The following is a 20,273-nucleotide window of genomic DNA, read 5'->3' on the forward strand; positions in this document are numbered from 1 at the left end:
GGAAAGGTGTATATGATGGTTAGAAAATTGCTTTCTGGCGTTGCTTTTTGCTGCATTAGTGCAATTACTAATGCAAACCCAGTACATGTTGGTGGTGTTATATACCAATTGGACTTCTCTGACTTTACGCCCATCACTAAACCATATGGTAGTACTACAGCAGTGGTAGGCTATGAGAAAGAGCTGTTTGTTGAGGGCGATTATGGTCAGTCTCTGCTCTATGAAGTTGATGGAGAGATTAAGACCAAATGGTTTGCCGGCAATATGCTTGCTTCAATGTTTGTCAGTTGCAGTGATGCAACCAATGATCCTAGTTCTGAGCAAATAATTGGGGCGACTTTTGCCTTTGGAGTGAGGTATGACCAAGTATCCTATACCGCAAAGCCAAGAGTCAGTGAGATCCGTAATACAGCGGGTCAGTGTAAAAAGATGAAAATCCGAATTAATAAAGAGGGTAATTTAAGCCGTCAGTTTTACACGATTTATACCGATATGAAGCTGCGAGTTAAAGTCATCGAAGTGGTAGGTGGCTAATGAGCAAGTTATATTGTTCACTTGTATTATTTGGCAGTATCGCGGTGAGTACTCACTGTGTTGCACTACCAACTGTTATTACTGGTGAAACCATTAATTTGACTAAATCCGACTTTGCCGTTATCAAAGAGCGATATAGTGTTAAAGATGGCGAACCCCAGTATGCTGAAACTGGATATGAGTTTCCCTTTGAGACACTCATTATCGGCCAAAACAGCATATTGGACTTTAACCTCAGCGGTTCAGTATATAGTGCGTGGTATTCGTCTAACTTTGCAATGGACTTTCAGTTGTATTGTGAAAATACCTTAGTTGCTGAAGATAGGGCGTTTGGTGTTCGATATCAGCAGGTTAGCTATTCGGCGACGCCATATATCAATACTAGATCAATAGCGGTACCAGATGGTTGTGGATCTGGGAAGTTGGTCTTAACAAAGGTTGGGAATTTATCGCGTGCTTTTTATACACGTATACAAGATATCAACCTTAATTTGACTATCAACAAACCATACTAGCGCTACGTTTATTTAGTGGTAGTCAAAGACAACAAGGCCAGCTCTGAATTATTGTAGAGCTGGCCTTCTTTTAGTGTGGCAACAGTCTTGCTTAGAACGCTCGCTCTAAGCTGCCAAGTAACTCAACCTCAGCAACTGCAACTTGTTCTAACTTGCTTAGTTCCAGTGCAAGATTATTCAGTTCAATATTATTTGATCTTGGTTTAACTAGAGCAATCTTATTTTCGAAGTCTCGTAAAATAATGAGATCGAACTTGTTTGCAATACTTTGCAGGTCACCATTATACTTAATTTCCAGATTGCCAGAAACTACCCGCTTGTTTCCTTGCTTGTCGGAAAGTACATCTCCTTTATAATAACCAACTTTGCCTATCGAGGCTGATTTTACATAGGCAATATCATGATGCACTCTAACTGTCTTTTCGGGTGCTGCAATCGCAGCTGGTAGAGCCTTTAGTCTTGCTTCTTTAGTTAAAACTGCGGTTTCAGCGGTATCTTTTACTTTTTTCAACGTTGCTACATCAACGGCTTTTAGTTCTAATGGCTTAAGCTCAGAGGTCATGACGTTTGCTAGTGTGTTCATTGAAATTACTGAGACAGAAGCCAAAAATAGTTTTTTTACATTCATTTTAATTACCTCTTACTTACGCCCGATAACTCTTAAACCCCAACCCTCAAGAGTCGAAGGTTCTGAGTTTGCAAATACAATACTCGCTTTATTAGCCCTATTTAAATAGTTTACTTGGTCCGGCTTATCAGTGTCCACGGCTCTTACAGTCCAAGTCCCCTTTGCCTGCTCACCATAAAATGCATTGCTCAAAAAGTGTACTGAAGGTAGTTGCACATAGCCTGAACGATAGTAACCATCTAGGATTGCGGGCATTAAGTGGGCATGTTTAGACGCAAGTACAATTGCCTTGGTACCCGATGGAGAAGTTACTTCAAGTGCTAGATCAGTACCAGCAGAGCTCGCGGTATCACCAGGAATACTTGGATTATTATATAGTGCCATTTCTGGGTTTGAAATCGTAAAGCGGAACTGCATCGACTCTACCGTCATTTCATCATCTAATACGATATTATGTGTAACACCTTGTGCATCGTTATCTGGAATCGTAAGGTTCAAACTTGGGGTTGTTGGTGCGACAAGTTCAGGGAACCCATTAGCATCGATTTTGGTTTCCAATATTTGACTACCAGCATCGATCCACTCAGAGGAAATTTGTGTGCCTAAGTCGGTCTTGTAGTTCATCGCCATTTTGACTGCTTTGCCTGCATTCGCAAGGCCAAACCCATAGTAGTTATTAAAATGGTAACCTGCAGCATTTTTCACCCAACCTAAATGTGCAATGAATTCGCCGGTTGGTGTTGTTAATTTAACTTGACTATTTTCTGGGTCATTCTTGACCGCTGTCGTAGCTAAAATATGACGAATATCTCTTGCACTCAGATCTGGATTGGCCTCAAGTATCAAAGCAATCACACCAGAGGTGTTAGGAGCGGCTGAAGAAGTACCATTCATTGTATTTGTATAATTGCAGTTTGCATTCTGTGGATGGCCAGGGTAATTGAAGTTGGCAAAGGCCTCAACAAATGCTTGCGAGCCATACTGGTACAGCTCTTCTACTCCTGCAAAGCTTGAATAGCCTTCCAAGCATGTCATCTCGTCTGTTGTGACCATCGCAGGAGCAAATGCCCTGTATTCACCACCTGGAGCTGAAATAAATAGAGCACTACCAGCAGAAGAGTAACTCGACTTCTTACCATTTGCAGCAACAGCTGCAACTGTTAAGCTATGCGGCGAGCGGCTGGCTTGAGAAACGTTTACATCAATACAGCCTAATCCGATACTGGCGACATTCGTTCTTTTACAGTAGTCACCATTATGTGAACCATTAACAAACTCGTTCCCAGCAGCGACGATACTTAAGGCTCCTTTACCGTCTCTTAGAGTTGAAGGTGCATAGGCGAAGAGTGATTCTCTAACTTCGTTTTCTGGTAAAAAATGGGCAGGGCTATAGCCATAGCTTCTGTTAAATAAGACATTTTCATCTTTACGGATACCGCTACCATCCATGCCGTGAATAATGGCTAAATCTATTAGGCCACCGCGTTGATAATCTAAGTAGTTAATACTAATAAGGCTTGAGTCCGGAGCTACACCTCGCCCGCCGAGTCCATTCCACCCCTTAGCTGCGATTAACCCTGAAACAGCGGTGCCGTGCGCTTCAATATCATTTTTTTCGTATACTTCTTCGATATTACCGTCTTTGTCTTCTTGCTCAGTCCAATATCCTGTCATAGTCGGATCGGTAGGATCGCTTGCATTCGGAAGAAGGTTAATTGAACGACCTGAAAGTACATTATCGCTCAAATCTTCATGGCCGATATTTGTGCCGTGGTCAACAACTACGGAAATGATGCCTTTACCTGTGATCCCTAACGCATGTGCTTCTGCGACATTTAGGTCGTTACCTGCTATTTTGCTACCTACGAATGAATCTCTAAGTTTTTGTTCTTCGGCTTTGAGCTCATCTTCAGATGCAGAACTACCCAGTCTACGTTTGGCCATTTGTTCTACGAGCACTTCGCTTTGTGAGAATGCTGACTGTTCAGTGTTTCTTAAATGCCACTGTTGGTTTGCAAGCGGATCTGTAATTGATGCTGGGATCTCAATGCTACCATTTGCAGATTTACCTTTGGCTGTAACGGTATATTTAATTGTTGCTGCTTCGCCTGTAAGCGGCAAGTAATCAAACGTAGAGATACTCTTTAGTGTTAAAACACCGTGTGGCAATGTATAAACATTGTCTACCGGTGTTATCTCAGTTTCGCCATCAAATATTGCGATTGAAAGGTTATCACTATCTGGATCTGAAGCCTGAATTGTACCTGAAATGGTCTGCCAGTGTTTCACATTCTCTAGCTGAGTCACACCAGCTTGAGGTGAACGGTCAATTTGTTGCGCAGTGTTGCCATTATCTTTATCACTGCCACCACAGGCTGATAGGGCTAAAACTATCGCTGTCGATAGCGCCGTGTATTTAAATTTATTGTTATTCATGTTATTTACCTTTGTACTCTTTACGGCAACAAATGTACTCAAGTAAATTTATGTTAGCAATTTTATAATTTATTTGTTTGTAATAACGATGTGAATAAAAATTATTTTTTATTCATACTTTCAAGTAGTTAATGGCATTGAAAACGAATGTAAATGGTAGCTGAGAAAGATGAAAAAACAAACAGGTTAGAGGAGTATTTAACCTGTTTGTCTGTAATCATTGGCGGGAAGCTATTATAAATTGTTGATATCCTTTTTAACTTGATAACCTTCGTCGGTCACAATCTGCTCAAGAATTGCAACTCTTGATTTCAAAGCATTAAGCTCTGTGTGCAACTGGTCTCGTTCTTTTTGGCTTTGCGAATCTAACTTTTTGTATTCTAAACGGCGTTTATACATTTCGCTAAGTATGCCTCCACCAACGCTAATAAGTACAATTAAAAAAACCATCGTAGTGCCGGACATAATCAATTTACTCCTTTTTGTTGATAATTGATGTTGATATTTAGCTTAGTCGTATTTTATCCATCTATTACCGTATGGATGTAAATAGCCTGAATTTCTGATAATGCTTATTTATCATGGATCTTGTAGAAATTATTCCATGGTTACTACATATTGCCTTGACTAAATGACAATAGATACTTTTGCGTTTGCAAGGTGATTAAGTGCTGTCACCATAAAAACTCTATTGTTGTAACAGGCAGTTGCTATATAAAGGTTTTGACCACAATGCGCTATTTTACCGCTTACTCTGGTCTAAAGTTAATTATTCATGCTTATAAAGAGTAAACTAAAATCAGTAATTTAATCTGTATACACCATAAAAAATGGCATCATGATTTGCCATCATGATGCCATTAAGTCATCTATAAAGTGAACTGACAATTGTCAGTTAGCACTCAATAATATTTACTGCCAATCCACCGCGTGCGGTTTCTTTGTACTTGGTTTTCATGTCGTTACCGGTATCAAGCATCGTTTTAATCACTTTATCTAGTGATACTTTTTGATCGCCCGTACCGCGTAAAGCAAGGCGAGATGCGTTAATAGCTTTAATAGAGCCCATCGCATTACGCTCAATACACGGAACTTGCACAAGCCCACCGACAGGGTCGCAGGTAAGACCCAGATTATGCTCCATACCAATCTCGGCGGCATTCTCGACGTGTATAACGTTACCACCCATTATTTCGGTTAGCGCGCCAGCAGCCATTGAGCACGCAACACCTACTTCACCTTGACATCCTACTTCAGCACCAGAAATTGAGGCATTCTTTTTATATAAGATCCCAATTGCCGCTGCGGTAAGTAGATAACGTGTGGCAATCTCTATATCCACTTCTTTGATAAAAGTGTGATAGTACATTAACACCGCTGGAAGAATACCAGCTGCACCATTGGTTGGTGCGGTCACTACGCGGCCGCCCGCTGCATTTTCTTCGTTGACTGCCAGTGCAAACAAATCCACCCAATCCATTGCGCGCAGTGGATCTTGGTGCGTTTCTACACTGAGTTTTAAATACAGGCTAGGTGCACGACGACGAACCTTTAAACCGCCTGGTAAAATACCTTCGGTTTTCATACCACGTTCAATACACGCTTTCATTACTTGCCAGATGTGGAATAGCGTTTCTTTGATTTCAGATTCTTTACGTAGCGTTTTCTCGTTGGCCATCATTAACGAAGACACACTAAGCCCAGACTCTTTACACATTTCCAGTAGCTCGGCGGCTGAATTGAATGGGTAAGGTGCTGGGTTTTCTGTTCTGATATCTAGCGCAGCTTGCTTTTCAGCTTCAAAATTCTGATCGGTAACGATAAAGCCACCACCAATCGAATAGTAAATTTGGCTATGAGCAAGCTCTTCGCCTTTGTACGCTTTTATTTCCATTGCATTGGAGTGCTTAGGCAGCGTTTTGCGACGGTGAAAAACAATCGCGCCTTGCTTAGGAAATTTTACTTTATGTTGCTTGTCGAGATAGATAACCTGTTCATTTTCTATGGTTTCTAAGATCTCTGGTACTAGATCTGCATCTATGGTCTCAGGGTCGTAACCCGCAAGTCCCAAAATAACAGCTTTGCCAGAGCCGTGGCCAATACCTGTTTGGCCTAAAGAACCGAACAGTTCCACTTTCACCGAAGTGATATCATCAACGATGCCTTGTGCCTGAAGGTCTTGTACGAATAACCTAGAAGCACGCATTGGTCCCACTGTATGAGAGGAAGAAGGGCCAATACCGATACTAAACATATCGAATGCACTGATCATAAATTTTACTCACATTGCCTTTAAAACGGACGCCATCATAACGTGTCTACTTAGGGAAGTAACCCATAATCGGCAAAAGTATATGCCAGCTTTGCAGTAAGCGTGATAGAAAGGTCTCTAATCTGCAAGGTGGAGGGGGATTTTAAAAAAGGTCTTACCAGTTAAGAGCTAAAATAGGGCGGTGAACTGTTTGACGATTTTTGCCGTTGCGCCCCACAGTAAACCGTGCGGTGTCATAAACCCGTCGAGTGAAACTGGTTTGCCTTTATTGGTAAAATGGAAAGTTCGCCAATTCTTGGCCGTGCTTAATTGGTTTAATGGCACTGTAAAGGTTTGTTGCACTTCGTCGCTTTGATTCACCCAAGTCGCATCTTGTTGTACAGAAGCAACAACGGGGGTGATTTGGTAGCCGGTTAGCGTTTGCATAAACGGCAATATGCCCAGTACTTGAGACTCAGAGATTGTCAGACCTATCTCTTCTTCGGTTTCGCGCAGTGCTGTATTGATGATATTGCTATCTTGTTGTTCGACTTTGCCGCCAGGAAAGCAAATTTGACTCGGGTGGCTCGGCAATTCGCTGCTGCGTTTGCAAAACAACAGGTGGGCTCGAGTGTTTACATCAACAATAGGAATAAGCACCGCACTTTGCTTTAGAGTATGCAGTGTAGTTGGTGTTTGCGCCATGATGGGCGCCAGCATAAATTGCGATATAACCTGATCAATCTTCATTCAATACCGGGAGGATTTTATTCACTTTGTGGTAAGTCTCTTCAAATTCCAACTGTACTTGAGAGTCTTTGACTATACCACCACCTGCCCAGCAATGTATCTTATTTTGATGACAAACTAGGGTTCTGATAGTGATAGAGGTATCCATATTACCACAGGCGCTAAGGTAGCCGATTGAGCCGCAATAAACGCTGCGTCTGTGCGGCTCTAGCTCTTCGATGATCTCCATGGCGCGGATCTTAGGGGCACCTGTTATGGAGCCGCCAGGGAAGGCCGCTTCGAGTTGATCAACAGCACATTTACCCTCGGCTAGTTTAGACGTTACTGTGCTGACTAGATGGTGAACCGCAGGAAAACTTTCGATTGCAAAGAGTGATGGAACCGCAACAGAACCCGGCTTGGCCACTTTACCCAAGTCGTTACGTAGTAGGTCTACTATCATGACATTCTCAGCTCGATCTTTGCTGCTGTTTCTCAGTTTTTCAGCTTGCGCTTTATCGGCGTCAGTATTTGGTAACCTTGGCAAGGTGCCTTTAATCGGCTTAGTTTCTACAATATTGTTTTTAACTTGGATGAAGCGCTCTGGCGACACGGAAACAATGGCACTATTGCCTAAGTTAAAAAATGCTGAGAAAGGTGCTTGGTTGTGGCTTCGAAGCTTTTTGTACGCCAGCCACGGAGTTCCTTCAAAGTTAGCACTGAATCGCTGTGCTAGGTTTATTTGATAACAGTCGCCACTTAACAAATAAGATTGAATGCGCTCAAAGTTTTGCTCGTATTGCGCTCTAGTCATGTTTGACTGCCACTGTGACGTCAGCCTAAATGGCTCGAACGCTGAGGTGTCCTCGAGCCGCTGCAAATACATTTCTAGCCTTTGTGTATCAGGTTGCGACACATAAAACCAAGCTTTGTGTACTTTGTCATAAATTAACGCGTCTGGATACAAGCCAACACAGGCATCGGGGAGCCGAATATCATGTTCTGCACAATGTGGTATGTGTTCAATATAACGGCCGAGATCATAGCCAAAATAACCAAGCCAACCGCCATTAAAAGGTAAATCATGGGGAGCACTGCAATTACTATACTGGGCAAGCTTATCTTTCATCACAGTGAATATAGATTCACTTTGTAGTTCGCCGTCTAAAAATACATTTCCGTCTTTAGCTTCAAGTAAATTAATTGGTGCAATCGCAATGATATCGTAGCGACTATTGATGTGATCAGAATCGCTTGAATCTAACAGGATAGCCTGAGATCCGTTTGCAAAGTGTTCAAATAATTCTAGTGCATTGTGCCTAATGTCTAATTTCGTACAGTTTATTCGCTCGTTTATCATTTACTTGACCTGCAAAGCTAGCCCCAAACGGGCGGGGAGGTTATCATAGTTACCTGCTATTCCATAGTTTAAGGTATTGAAATTGACTTTCTGACGCTGAATAACAACAATTGCCAGCGAAAGTTTCAATACCAAAAAATACCGTCGAAAATTGAGGAACCGTCATGAGTACAATCCGTCAGCAAGACTTTATTGATAGCATTGAAGATGCGCTTCAATATATCTCATTTTACCACCCACTTGATTTTGTCCAAGCACTAGAAAAAGCCTACGAAAAAGAAGAAAGTAAGGCCGCGAAAGATGCAATTGCACAGATCTTAATTAACTCACGCATGTCAGCAGAAGGTAAGCGCCCGCTGTGTCAAGACACTGGGATAGTAACCTGCTTTGTTAAAGTCGGTATGGACGTTAAGTGGGATAAAACTGACTTGACGGTACAACAAATGGTAGATGAGGGAACTCGTCGTGCCTATATGAACCCAGATAACCCGCTACGTGCATCAATCGTTGCCGATCCGGCTGGTAGCCGTAAAAACACCAAAGACAATACGCCTTCGGTAGTACACATTGATTTAGTACCTGGTGCTGAAGTTGAAGTGATGATTGCAGCGAAGGGGGGCGGCTCTGAAAACAAAACTAAAATGGTGATGCTAAATCCATCAGATGATGTTGCAGAATGGGTAGAAAAAACATTACCGACAATGGGCGCTGGTTGGTGTCCTCCGGGTATGCTAGGTATAGGTATCGGTGGTACAGCAGAAAAAGCGGCTGTATTGGCAAAAGAATCTTTAATGGATCCGGTTGATATCCATGAGCTAATGGAACGTGGCGCCGAAACTGCAGAAGAAAAGCTGCGTCTAGAAATTTTTGAACGTGCAAATAAGCTAGGCATTGGCGCACAAGGCCTTGGTGGTTTAACAACCGTTGTTGACGTTAAAATCAAAACAGCACCAACACACGCAGCGTCTAAGCCAGTGGTAATGATCCCTAACTGTGCGGCTACACGCCACGTACATTTCACACTAGATGGTTCAGGTCCTGCAGATCTAAAAGCACCAAAGCTCGAAGATTGGCCAGAAGTGACTTGGGAAGTGGGTGAAGATACGCGTCGCGTCAATTTAGATACTTTGACCAAAGCAGATATCCAAGAATGGAAAATGGGTGAAACGGTGTTGCTTTCAGGCAAGATCTTAACTGGTCGAGATGCAGCGCATAAACGTCTGCAAGAAATGATGAATTCTGGTCAAGGCTTGCCAGAAGGTGTCGATTTCACTAATAAGTTCATCTATTACGTGGGTCCAGTGGATGCTGTTGGCGATGAAGTCGTGGGTCCTGCAGGCCCTACCACATCTACACGTATGGATAAGTTTACTGATCTAATGTTAGAGAAAACGGGTCTTATCAGCATGATCGGTAAAGCCGAGCGCGGTCCAGCAACTGTCGAGTCAATCAAACAAAATAAAGCCGTGTATCTTATGGCTGTAGGCGGCGCAGCGTACTTGGTGGCTAAGGCAATTAAGAAATCACGTGTTGTAGCGTTTGAAGACTTAGGTATGGAAGCTATTTACGAGTTTGAAGTAGAGGACATGCCGGTGACGGTTGCTGTTGATAGCAATGGTGAGAATGCGCATACCCAAGGCCCAGCAATTTGGAAAGCACGAATTGAAGAGTTAGATAGCAAACTTAGTTAATCAGCTATACATTGATGGAGAGTACAAAATAGGTACTTTCCACTTCAAACATTCGGTTTCAGTGTTAAGTTGGGAGCCGAAGTACTACTTAGGAGGCTATACGCCTCCTTTTTTGTATGGATATGTTTACAATGACTGTTTACCTTCCGTTTACATAAACAGTAACTTCAGAAAAGTTCAATAACTTGAATTAAAATTCCTCTATTTGATTTTTTAATGGTTTGTTTTTTTCTAATATGGTTTTTTATTAAATTAAATATTCGTATTTACTTTGAATTGGGTTTATATCATCTCAATTTGTGGAATGGTGCTAGAGTTAGTGATAGAGTCTTGCCAATTTCAGCGCTATTTGCCCTTAGTGTGGTATTGAACGCAAAGTCACACTTAAGAGCTTACCCGTATGGGATAGATAATTTTTGGAGAAGAAGAAAGTGGCTGTATTTAACCAAGTTGAATTTGATAACCATGAGCAAGTCGTATTTTGTTCAGACGAAGCATCAGGCCTAAAAGCGATTATCGCGGTACATAACACTAAACTAGGTCCAGCGGTAGGCGGTTGTCGCCTATGGAATTATGCCTCTGATGAAGATGCAGTATATGATGTACTGCGTCTGTCTAAAGGGATGACATATAAGAATGCGGTTGCACGTTTACCATTTGGTGGTGGCAAATCTGTCATTATTGGCGATGCTAAGACTATCAAGTCAGAAGCGCTATTCAGAGCATTTGGTAAACACCTAGACCGCCTAGGTGGCAGTTACTACTCAGCTGAAGATGTAAACATCACAACCGGTGATGTAATGGTAATGCATAAAGAAACTAACTACGTAATGGGCCTCGAAGGTAAAAGCGGTAACCCTTCTCCATTTACTGCGTTAGGCACGTTCCTTGGAATTAAAGCAGCTTACCAACACAAGTATGGTCACCAAGACTTGGCTGGTATCAAAGTTGCCGTACAGGGCTTGGGTGCAGTTGCTTACACTTTATGTAAGCACCTCCATGAAGCGGGTGCAGAGCTATTTGTTACTGACATCAACGAAGAGTCAGTGCAACGAGTGGTCAATGATTTCAATGCTACTGCTGTTGGTATTGACGAAATCTATGATTTAGATGTTGATGTGTATGCGCCGTGTGCACTAGGTGCTACGGTAAATGACGACACTATTCCACGTATTAAAGCCACGATTATTGCAGGGTGTGCAAACAACCAGCTTGCAGAGTCGCGTCATGGTGAGATCATTCGTGAAAAAGGCATTTTATATGCACCAGACTATGTGATTAATGCTGGTGGAATCATCAATGTTTACTATGAAACAAAACCTGAAGGTTATGATGAGGCAGCAGCAACTAAACACGTTGAAGGTATCTACGACACGCTAACCGAAATCTTTAAGCGTTCTGAAGATGAGAAAGTTTCAACACATATAATTGCTGATAAATTAGCTCAAGAGATTATTGAAAACGGTCTATAATAACATCGCCGTTTAATTACCAGAGAGGGGCATGCGCCCCTTTTTTTGTATGAAAAAGAAAATACCTCTTGATACTTGGCCTCGCCAAGAACACTTTTCGTTCTTCAATGATTTTGCCCAACCTTACTTCACCGTTACCGTCAGCTTACAAATGGAAAGAGTTTACGAAATGAGTAAACGTAATGCCGTTCCGTTTTCTCTTAGTTGCCTATACGCACTACAACTGGCATTACAAAGCTATACCCCTATTCGTTACCGTATAGAGGCAGGAGAGGTGGTTGAATATGATGCTGTAGAAATTAGCAGTGTTTTTCTGCGAGGGGATGAAACCTTTAGATTTGTAAGGCTCGCACCTGAAAGTGATTTCAACCGCTTTATTAGCGCCAATATTCATAGCAAAACTGAGCAACTAAATGGACCGCTAGTCAATGAGCAATTTTTAATGGAAAGTCAGGTGCCAAATTGTGTTCATGTATCTATACTTCCATGGTTATCTTTTTCCAGTTTTGGTCATGCGAGACACAGTCGAGATGACTTCGGCATCCCAAAATTTGTGTTCGGAAAATACAATAAAGCAGATGGTACGATGCCATTTTGTATTGAAGTCCACCATGCCTTAATGGATGGTCTACACGTCGCTGAATTCGTTCAAATTCTGCAGGAAAAAATAGATCAAGCGATTTGGGACAGATAAACAAATTTTGCGTTAGTTCGCAGAAGATGAAATAATTTGCGTTCTGTGCAATGAGAAATCTAGCTTATGCTGCTGTTTTAATAGGTTATTCATAATTTCTATTTGGAATATCTATTCAATTTATTGGAATAAATCTGATGTAAAATATTGTAAACAGCGTATGCAAAAGGTTGGTTTTACAAAGGATGTGTATCTTTTGCTGTGTTTTTGATGTTAATTTTTTGTTTTGTATATAATTATTACTTATTTATTGACAAAAAATGTTTTCACAGTGAAGTTGACACATCGTGTTGCATTTAGCATTATTGGACAGTTGATATCTGTCAAATGATATCAGGGTTGCTCTCACGTTGGTGAGAGCGCGAAAATTATAAAAGTAACATTACTTAATTGGTTGGGAACTATGTCTGTTAAAATCAGAAAGAGCCTTGTAGCTACGGCGCTTTTAGGCGCGACAGCTTTTGCAAGCAGCAATGTGATTGCAGATCCTTTGAATGACATACAAAAAGTAGGTCAACAAACTCAAACGGCTGCTAAAAAGTCTCAAGAAAAGATTGATAACCTTTACGGTCAGTCTCAAGAAATGATCGCGGAATACCGTGGTCTGGTTGAAGAAGCAGAACTGCTTAAAGTGTATAACGATCACGTTGCACGTCTTGTAGCAGATCAAAATGCAGGTATTGAGTCTCTTGAGCGTCAAATTGGTACTATTGACAAGACAAAACAGGACGTTGTGCCTTTGATGTATCGCATGATCGATACGCTTGAGCAATTCATCAAAGCGGACGTTCCGTTTAATCAAGAAACACGTCTAGAGCGCGTTGAGAAACTTCGCAGCATCATGACTAACTCGTCTGTAACGACTTCTGAGAAGTTCCGTCAAGTTCTTGAAGCTTACACTATTGAAACTGACTACAGCACAACAATGGTTGCGAGCCAAGGTTCTCTTGAGCAAAATGGCAAAAACATCAATGTTGACTTCGCACGTCTTGGCCGTATTGCATATGTAGCCCAGTCGTTCGACCAAAAACACGCTTGGGTTTGGAACAATGACTCAAAGCAGTGGGATCAACTTGGCGAAGAATATCTGAAGCCAGTTAAGAGCATGATCCGTATTGCACGTAAGCAAGCGGCTCCTGAACTTGTAAACCTACCTATCTTTGGCGCGGAGTAATTAATGATGAAGAAACTATTTAAAGGTTTTGCTGTTGCTGCAGCGTTAACAGTTTCTGCTGGTGCCGCGCTAAATGCACACGCAAACACTGAAGCCTTAGACAAAATCCTAGAGCAGGTTAAACAAAACCGTATCTCTGAAGGTAAAATCAACAAGCAGCGTGAGCAAGAGTTTTTAAACGACCGTGCTGACAAACAAGCATTGTTGAACAAAGCGAAGCGTGAACTAGCTGCTGAGAAAGCACGCGGTGAGCGTTTAAATGAACAATTCAAACAGAACGAAGTGACGCTTGCTGAGAAAGAAGTTGAGCTAGAAAATGCCAAAGGTACACTTGGTGAAATGTTTGGTGTTGTACGTCGTTCAGCTGCTGACGCTATCGGTTCAATCGAAGCTTCACTAGTAAGTGCTGAAAAACCTGGACGTGCAGAAGTTCTTCGTTCACTAGCTGAAGCGAAAGAGCTGCCAACTACTCGTGAACTTGAAGATCTTTGGATTGCATTCCAAACTGAAATGACTGAGTCTGCGAAAGTAACTAAGTTTGAAGCTGAAGTTGCTGAGCTAAATGGTGATGTAAACGTCAAAGAAGTAACACGTGTTGGTAACTTCAACCTTGTAACTAAAGATGGCTACGTTATTTACGATGCTGAGAACAAGCAAATTGTTCCTCTTGGTAAGCAACCAAGTGGTGAACTAGGTGGTGTTGAGCGTCTAATCGGTGCACCTGCTAATCAGTTCGTTATGTTTGCAGTTGACCCGACTCGTGGTTCATTACTACAACTTAATACTCAACGTGCAACGATGGAAGAGCGCTGGCACCAAGGTGATACGGTTGGTTACATCATTACAGCACTACTTATTTTAGGTGCGTTGATTGCAATCGTTCGTATGCTAGACCTATTCATTGTTAGCGGTAAAATCAAAGCGCAAATCAAAAACGCGAATAACCCTAACACAAACAACCCACTTGGTCGTATCTTGAAAGTTTATCATGATAACAAAGATCAAGACGTTGAAAACCTAGAGCTTAAGCTTGATGAAGCTATCCTACGTGAAACTCCACGTATCGAGATGGGTGTAAACATCATTAAGATCTTAGCGGCTATCGCGCCACTACTAGGTCTACTAGGTACGGTTGTTGGTATGATCATGACATTCGAATCAATCACACTTTACGGTACTGGTGATCCGAAAATCATGGCAGGTAACATCTCTCTAGCGCTAGTAACTACAGCACTAGGTCTTATTGCAGCTCTACCTCTAATTCTACTTCACGCTGTTGTACACGGTCGTAGCAAAGCGGTTCTACACATCCTAGATGAGCAAAGCGCAGGTATTGTTGCTACTCACGCGGAGAAGGAGAAAGCCTAATGTTAGTCCTGATGGAGATATGGGAATCTATCAGGGATTTTGTTGCTACAGGCGGCGATGTATTATACGTGGTCGCGATAGCACTCTTTCTAATGTGGGTTTTAATGATTGAGCGCTATTGGTTCCTACTAGGCGAGTTTCCTAAGCTACACAAGGATATCGTTGCTAAGTGGGACGCCCGCCAAGATACTACGTCTTGGTACGCACACAGAATCCGCGATGCTTGGATTTCTGAAGCGTCTGAAAAATTAGATGAGCGCATGTTGATTATCAAAACATTGGTTGCGATGTGTCCATTAATCGGTCTTTTAGGTACAGTGACAGGTATGATCACAGTATTTGAAACGATGGCTACTCAAGGTACGGGTAACGCACGATTAATGGCTTCAGGCATATCAATGGCTACGGTACCAACAATGGCTGGAATGGTTGCGGCACTATCAGGTGTTTTCTTTAGCACGCGTCTAGAAGCACGTGCAAAAATGGCTAAAGAGAAGCTAGTTAATAGCTTGCCTCATCACTAGAGAGAGATTGAACTATGGCACGTAAACAACGTTTTCGTGAAGAGGAAGATGCAGCAGTAGATATGACGCCGATGCTAGACATCGTATTCATCATGCTTATCTTCTTCATCGTAACCACTTCTTTTGTTAAAGAAGCTGGTATTGAGGTTAACAAGCCAAAAGCGGCACAAGCACAAAAGACTAAGAATGCGAACATCTTTATCGCAATCCGTGAAAACGGTGAGATTTGGATGGACAAGCGTCAAGTTGATGTTGAGCGTGTAAGTGCAAACCTTGAAAGTCTGATGGCAGAACAACCTACTGACGTGATTATTATTCAAGCCGATAAAGGCGCGAAGCACGGCGTAGTAGTTCAAGTTATGGACCAAATTAAAGCGACTGGCGACAACTTGAAGATTTCAATAGCTGGAGATCAGTAATGATTCGACTTCTGTTTTCACTTCTAGCAGGTGGGGCAGTAACTCTCGGCTTGTTCTTTTTCATGTCATATCTTATCTCCGGAGGAGCAGATAGGGCAGATGTACAAAAGGAACAAATCGTAGTCGAGATTATGTCGAATCCGCCTGAATCAAAGGTGCAGCAGCGGAAGCGTGTCCCGCCTCCGCCGCCGCCACCACCTAAGCAGCCGCCAAAACCGCAGCCGCCTCAGCCAGACACGGCTGATCCTTCTGCGGGTAACATCGGCTTTAACATGCCTAGCATTGACCTAGGTGGTACTGCAGGTGGTTTATCTGGACCTGGCGAGTTTGGCCGTGATGGTGATGCAACACCTATCGTTCGAATTGAGCCAAAATATCCACCTCAAGCCGCTCGTGATGGCAAAGAAGGTTGGGTACGTTTATCTTTCACGATCAATGAGCTAGGTGGAGTCGAAGATGTTGAAATTATCGATGCTGAACCAAAGCGTATCTTTGACCGTGAAGCGAAGCGTGCACTTCGTAAGTGGAAATACCGTCCTAAAGTTGTTGATGGTAAGCCACAGAAGCAACCTGGCATCACAGTCCAGCTTGATTTCACACTAAACCAAGGTAATTAAGGAGGCAGGCATGAAAAGTTTACCCAAATTTACAGCTCTTGCTCTTCTAATTGCATTGACTGGTGGCATTTACTCAGAGTCAGTTTCTGCTGCGCCTAACTATGAAGAAATAGAGAAGCGTAAAGCGGCAAAAACTAAGATCATGGGTGAGCGAGTAGGTAAAAAGGTTGCCAAAGCGTTCGAATTATATAACGAAGAAAAAGTCGATGAAGCGATTGCAATGCTTCGCGAGCTTGACCCTTCAGATGATTTCGATAAAGCAACGGTTAACCGTTACCTAGGTCAGCTTTATGCTCAAAAGGAAAACTACGGCGAAGCGATTAAGTATACGCGTTTAGCTATTGCTCCTGATGCGCTTAACTTTAAAGATCAAGGCGATCTAATGAAGTTGCTTGGTGACCTTCTGCTAGGTACTGAAAAGTACTCAGAAGGTATCAAAGCCTATGAAGCGTGGATGGACTTTACGGGTGAAAATGACCCTAAAGTACACGGTCGTATCGCGCAAGCTTATTATGAGTTAAAGCAATATACTAATGTTATTGCTCCAGCTGATAAAGCTATCGCAGGTGTAGAAGAGCCAAATAAACAATATTATCTGATGAAAGTTGCAGCTTACTTTGAATTGAAGCAATTCAAAAAGGCTGTAGAGGTTGGTGAAGAGTTAGTACGTGTTTTCCCTGAAGACCCGAAAGCTTGGACACAACTAGGTGGCTTTTATTTGCAAACCGAAGATTACAGTAAAGGTATGACTGTAATGAAGGTTGCGTTTAGCAAAGGTTACTTTGAAAAAGAGAATGACTATAAGATTCTTGGAAGCTTATACTCTCTAACTGAAGATCCTTGGCGTGCTGCTCAAACGTTCGAAAAGGCTATGAAAGATGGCAAAATTGAACGTACTAAGCAAAACGTGACTGCGCTTGCAAGTTATTACCACCAAGCTAAACACATCAGTGATGCTGCTAAATACTATGAAGAAGCTGCTAAGTTTGACGATGACGCAGAACTTTATGGAAGAGCAGGTGGCCTTTTACTGCAAAATCTGCAGTACAGTGCAGCAGTAGTTAGACTAAATAAAGCGTTAGAGCTTGGTACCAAAAAGAAAGGCAGTACATATGCTGATCTTGCGGAAGCTTACTACTATCAAGATAAGTTCAAACAAGCTTATGCAGCAATTTTGAAGGCGAAGGAAGATCCTAGCACTAGAAGATTTGCGATTAGCTGGTCGAGCTTTATCAAAGAAAAAGCACAACGCAGGGGTGTTAGCCTCTAATTAAAAAGCCCCGAAAGGGGCTTTTTTGATTTCAAGTTTTAATGTGAAATTATGAAAAAGCATTTATTGTTCAGCCTTACTTTGGTCGCATTTATATTCCTATCCGCTTGTAGTGAGCGCAAGCCAGTCGTAAGTTATCAGGAACTCAGGACTTCTTTAATTTCTCTTAACAGTAGTTTAAGTCATTCATCTACGGATGAGATTACTGTTTTACCGTTCACAGAGGGCTATTTACAGTTACGGCACGCTTTATTATCAAGTAGTTTGAATGAATCGGATGTTATGGCGCATAAGGAGCTTGACTACTTAAGAATTCAAGAGCGATATCCAGAGCGTTACTTACCTTGGCCTAGTCATATCCCTGTACTTAAAAGCATAGAAGGTAGAGTGAGTGTTGAGGAACTTGATCTGTGGCTTAAATTTGTAATAACAAAACTAAAAGAGGCCGATGAAAGTAATATTCGCCTAAATCGGTTTGAGCGGGAAGCCGTAATAAAGCAACTTGAAGATTCAGATATTGACGCACCATCACGTTCAACGCTACTGACTTATTTAAATGATTATAAACCAAGAGCTATGCTTGGGCTGCATCAGTTACCTAATGGGAAAGAGTGGTACCAATCAAAACTAAATTTTTACGGAGCTATTCAAGAATCGCCTAATAAAGTCTTGGCAATATTATCAAAAATAGATGAGAAAAAGAGTAAGTCAATTGTGCTCAATACAACGCCTAATACTCAACAGCCTTATATACTAGAGTTATTGCCAGCTAACTGCCAAAGAATTAGTGGACTCAACTGGCGTGATGGATTTATTAATGTGCCTTCGACAGTAGCAAAGTGTACAAAGGTAATAGAGCAGCATAAAGCGCTAATCGTGACCTTAATGGAAGTGGATTTGGGAATTCATTATCAAGGGTGGTCACAAAAGCAAGCATTTGTTGCGCTCAACTCAAAACTAGCGCTGAATGAACAACAAGCACAACAATTGATTGCTAATATAGTCTATTTTCCAGCGACTATTTTTGCTGCATATCCCCATTTTTTAAAGCCTTAGTCTTACAACTGCGACAGCGTTGGGTTGCTGGATCTTGTTCTAGCAACTCAAGCTCTATTGTCTGCTCGCAATCACAGCAATAACCAAACTGACCGATCTCCATTTGGCATAATGCCGCTTCGACTTTCATCAACCTATCATAGAGCGGAAACTGCTCGGGATTTATTTTTTCCATTACAATATCAAGCCATTTATTGGGTGGGTTGAGCTCTAAGGTATTGGCAAGGTTATGAGTAAACTCATTGGGTGAAGCTTTTAGCTCTCCTAAAAAGTCGCTTCTAAGTGTAGCAAGTTCAGCTTGTAAGCTTTGCTCGTAGTTATGTGTGTTTTCATTCATGGGCGCTCTCCTATCCGACGCCCCATTATCATTTCAGTTAAACTTCACTGTTATGATTTGAATCAAGGTCTGGAGACATTGCGTATTTCTGCAACACCTTCATGACGTCATCTTTGCTTTTGAGCGTTTTGATTTCATCAAAAAGAACATGTGCGCCGCTATACTGACGTTTCAAATAACTTAACCACTGTTTTGTTCTAGCCGAAAAGTACTTTTCACTCATATTCTCATCCTGATGCATGGAAGAGTGGAGGATATGGTAGACCACGTTTTCCCATGTGAGTGGAGTGTAATGAGTTCCGTTAACATACGCTTTGATTTTTGCTGCCAAATCGGGGGTGGCTAGCGCACCGCGACCAAGCATCAAATCTTGGCATTGGCTGCGTGCTTGGCAGAGCAGTGCATCTTCAACTTGCCAAATCTCACCGTTAGCAACGACAGGAATGGTTAACCTTGATAGTAAAGGTGGGATCTTTTCCCAGTACGCTGGCGGTTTGTAGCCATCTCGTTTGGTACGCGCATGTATCGCCAAACTCGACGCACCACCTTGCTGGACCGCATCGACAATTTCAGTGCTATTGGCATCATCGTCAAAGCCAAGGCGTATTTTAGCGCTTACTTGATGTTCTTCTGGTACCGCATCTCTAACTGCTTTAATGATTTGATAGATTTGCTCAGGCTCTTTCAATAAAACCGCGCCGCCGCGGCTTTTATTCACGGTTTTCGCAGGACAACCAAAGTTCAAATCGACACCATGAGAGCCAAGCTTTATGGCCTTTCGTGCATTCGCTGCAAGCGCATGGGGAACCTGACCTAGAAGCTGTACTCGTACCGGTGTTCCGGCTCTGGTATAGCCACCATTTAATAGTTCAGGACAGTATCTAGTGAATACTCTGCGTGGAAAGGTGAGATCAACAACGCGAATAAACTCAGTCACACAAAGATCAAAGCCGCCGAGATCTGTGAGCAATTCGCGCATTTTAAAATCAACTACACCTTCCATCGGCGCTAGAACTAGCTTCATGTGTTAACCTTCAGACACAACAAAAATAAAATGAGTCACTGATGACTCATCGAAAAGCGCGACATTTTAGCTAATTGTTTGCTGCAAGTCATCAACAGCCCTTAGTTATCCACAAATAGCAAAAAGGCAACAGATGGACTATAAATGGATGTAAACCACAACTTAGCGAATGCA

The 20,273-nt window shown here is 42.1% G+C and carries 20 protein-coding genes; 12 read left to right on the plus strand and 8 right to left on the minus strand.

Annotated features, from left to right (window positions below; genetic code table 11):
• Positions 1–12 precede the first annotated feature (12 nt).
• Positions 13–534, plus strand: coding sequence for a hypothetical protein (locus PPIS_RS02635; protein WP_010369040.1), 522 nt, complete (start codon positions 13–15; stop codon positions 532–534).
• Positions 534–1,049 (plus strand): hypothetical protein, encoded by a 516-nt coding sequence (locus PPIS_RS02640; RefSeq protein WP_010369038.1) that lies wholly within the window; start codon positions 534–536, stop codon positions 1,047–1,049. The genes PPIS_RS02635 and PPIS_RS02640 overlap by 1 nt, the downstream gene beginning before the upstream one ends.
• 91 nt (positions 1,050–1,140) lie before the next feature.
• On the opposite strand, the gene PPIS_RS02645 is transcribed toward PPIS_RS02640, so the two are convergent.
• From PPIS_RS02645 to pabB, 6 genes are all read right to left on the minus strand, one after another.
• A complete protein-coding gene (locus tag PPIS_RS02645; RefSeq protein ID WP_010369036.1) occupies positions 1,141–1,677 on the minus strand; it encodes a hypothetical protein in 537 nt (178 codons plus the stop codon).
• A 12-nt stretch (positions 1,678–1,689) separates the two neighbouring features.
• Positions 1,690–4,113 carry a S8 family serine peptidase gene (locus PPIS_RS02650; RefSeq protein ID WP_010369033.1) on the minus strand — a complete coding sequence of 808 codons (2,424 nt, stop codon included), beginning with the start codon at positions 4,111–4,113 and terminating at the stop codon, positions 1,690–1,692.
• A gap of 234 nt (positions 4,114–4,347) precedes the next feature.
• Positions 4,348–4,578 carry a hypothetical protein gene (locus PPIS_RS02655; protein WP_010369032.1) on the minus strand — a complete coding sequence of 77 codons (231 nt, stop codon included), beginning with the start codon at positions 4,576–4,578 and terminating at the stop codon, positions 4,348–4,350.
• A 430-nt stretch (positions 4,579–5,008) separates the two neighbouring features.
• Complete coding sequence (locus tag PPIS_RS02660; RefSeq protein WP_010369030.1) at positions 5,009–6,385, minus strand: L-serine ammonia-lyase; 1,377 nt, start codon at positions 6,383–6,385, stop codon at positions 5,009–5,011.
• A 168-nt stretch (positions 6,386–6,553) separates the two neighbouring features.
• Positions 6,554–7,114 (minus strand): CoA pyrophosphatase, encoded by a 561-nt coding sequence (locus PPIS_RS02665; RefSeq protein ID WP_010369028.1) that lies wholly within the window; start codon positions 7,112–7,114, stop codon positions 6,554–6,556.
• Positions 7,104–8,453 (minus strand): aminodeoxychorismate synthase component I, encoded by a 1,350-nt coding sequence (gene pabB, locus PPIS_RS02670; RefSeq protein ID WP_010369026.1) that lies wholly within the window; start codon positions 8,451–8,453, stop codon positions 7,104–7,106. Before pabB ends, PPIS_RS02665 begins: the two co-directional genes overlap by 11 nt.
• A gap of 164 nt (positions 8,454–8,617) precedes the next feature.
• Between pabB and PPIS_RS02675 the strand changes: the two genes are divergently transcribed.
• The 10 genes from PPIS_RS02675 to PPIS_RS02720 all read left to right on the plus strand — a co-directional run bounded on the left by PPIS_RS02675 (position 8,618) and on the right by PPIS_RS02720 (position 18,738).
• The gene (locus PPIS_RS02675) at positions 8,618–10,144 is read left to right on the plus strand and encodes a fumarate hydratase (protein ID WP_010369024.1); all 1,527 of its coding nucleotides are present in this window, start codon (positions 8,618–8,620) and stop codon (positions 10,142–10,144) included.
• 431 nt (positions 10,145–10,575) lie between these two features.
• Positions 10,576–11,616, plus strand: a complete 1,041-nt coding sequence (locus PPIS_RS02680; RefSeq protein WP_010369022.1) for a Leu/Phe/Val dehydrogenase — start codon at positions 10,576–10,578, stop codon at positions 11,614–11,616.
• Positions 11,617–11,647: 31 nt separating this feature from the next.
• Complete coding sequence (locus PPIS_RS02685) at positions 11,648–12,310, plus strand: CatA-like O-acetyltransferase (RefSeq protein ID WP_249031242.1); 663 nt, start codon at positions 11,648–11,650, stop codon at positions 12,308–12,310.
• A gap of 403 nt (positions 12,311–12,713) precedes the next feature.
• On the plus strand, positions 12,714–13,484 hold the full coding sequence (locus PPIS_RS02690; RefSeq protein WP_010369019.1) for a DUF3450 domain-containing protein: 771 nt from the start codon (positions 12,714–12,716) through the stop codon (positions 13,482–13,484).
• Positions 13,485–13,490: 6 nt separating this feature from the next.
• The gene (locus PPIS_RS02695; protein WP_026000992.1) at positions 13,491–14,852 is read left to right on the plus strand and encodes a MotA/TolQ/ExbB proton channel family protein; all 1,362 of its coding nucleotides are present in this window, start codon (positions 13,491–13,493) and stop codon (positions 14,850–14,852) included.
• Positions 14,852–15,376 carry a MotA/TolQ/ExbB proton channel family protein gene (locus PPIS_RS02700; protein ID WP_010369016.1) on the plus strand — a complete coding sequence of 175 codons (525 nt, stop codon included), beginning with the start codon at positions 14,852–14,854 and terminating at the stop codon, positions 15,374–15,376. Before PPIS_RS02695 ends, PPIS_RS02700 begins: the two co-directional genes overlap by 1 nt.
• A 14-nt stretch (positions 15,377–15,390) precedes the next feature.
• Positions 15,391–15,795, plus strand: coding sequence for an ExbD/TolR family protein (locus PPIS_RS02705; RefSeq protein ID WP_010369015.1), 405 nt, complete (start codon positions 15,391–15,393; stop codon positions 15,793–15,795).
• Positions 15,795–16,412, plus strand: coding sequence for an energy transducer TonB (locus tag PPIS_RS02710; RefSeq protein WP_010369012.1), 618 nt, complete (start codon positions 15,795–15,797; stop codon positions 16,410–16,412). The genes PPIS_RS02705 and PPIS_RS02710 overlap by 1 nt, the downstream gene beginning before the upstream one ends.
• A gap of 10 nt (positions 16,413–16,422) precedes the next feature.
• Positions 16,423–17,682, plus strand: coding sequence for a tetratricopeptide repeat protein (locus tag PPIS_RS02715; RefSeq protein ID WP_010369010.1), 1,260 nt, complete (start codon positions 16,423–16,425; stop codon positions 17,680–17,682).
• A 51-nt stretch (positions 17,683–17,733) separates the two neighbouring features.
• The gene (locus PPIS_RS02720) at positions 17,734–18,738 is read left to right on the plus strand and encodes a hypothetical protein (protein ID WP_248694115.1); all 1,005 of its coding nucleotides are present in this window, start codon (positions 17,734–17,736) and stop codon (positions 18,736–18,738) included.
• On the opposite strand, the gene PPIS_RS02725 is transcribed toward PPIS_RS02720, so the two are convergent.
• On the minus strand, positions 18,701–19,075 hold the full coding sequence (locus PPIS_RS02725; RefSeq protein WP_010369006.1) for a TraR/DksA family transcriptional regulator: 375 nt from the start codon (positions 19,073–19,075) through the stop codon (positions 18,701–18,703). The genes PPIS_RS02720 and PPIS_RS02725 overlap by 38 nt on opposite strands.
• Before the next feature lie 37 nt (positions 19,076–19,112).
• Positions 19,113–20,099, minus strand: a complete 987-nt coding sequence (locus PPIS_RS02730) for a tRNA-dihydrouridine synthase (protein WP_010369004.1) — start codon at positions 20,097–20,099, stop codon at positions 19,113–19,115.
• Between the last annotated feature and the right edge of the window lie 174 nt (positions 20,100–20,273).

The organism is Pseudoalteromonas piscicida (genome assembly GCF_000238315.3).
GTDB classification, from domain to species: domain Bacteria; phylum Pseudomonadota; class Gammaproteobacteria; order Enterobacterales; family Alteromonadaceae; genus Pseudoalteromonas; species Pseudoalteromonas piscicida.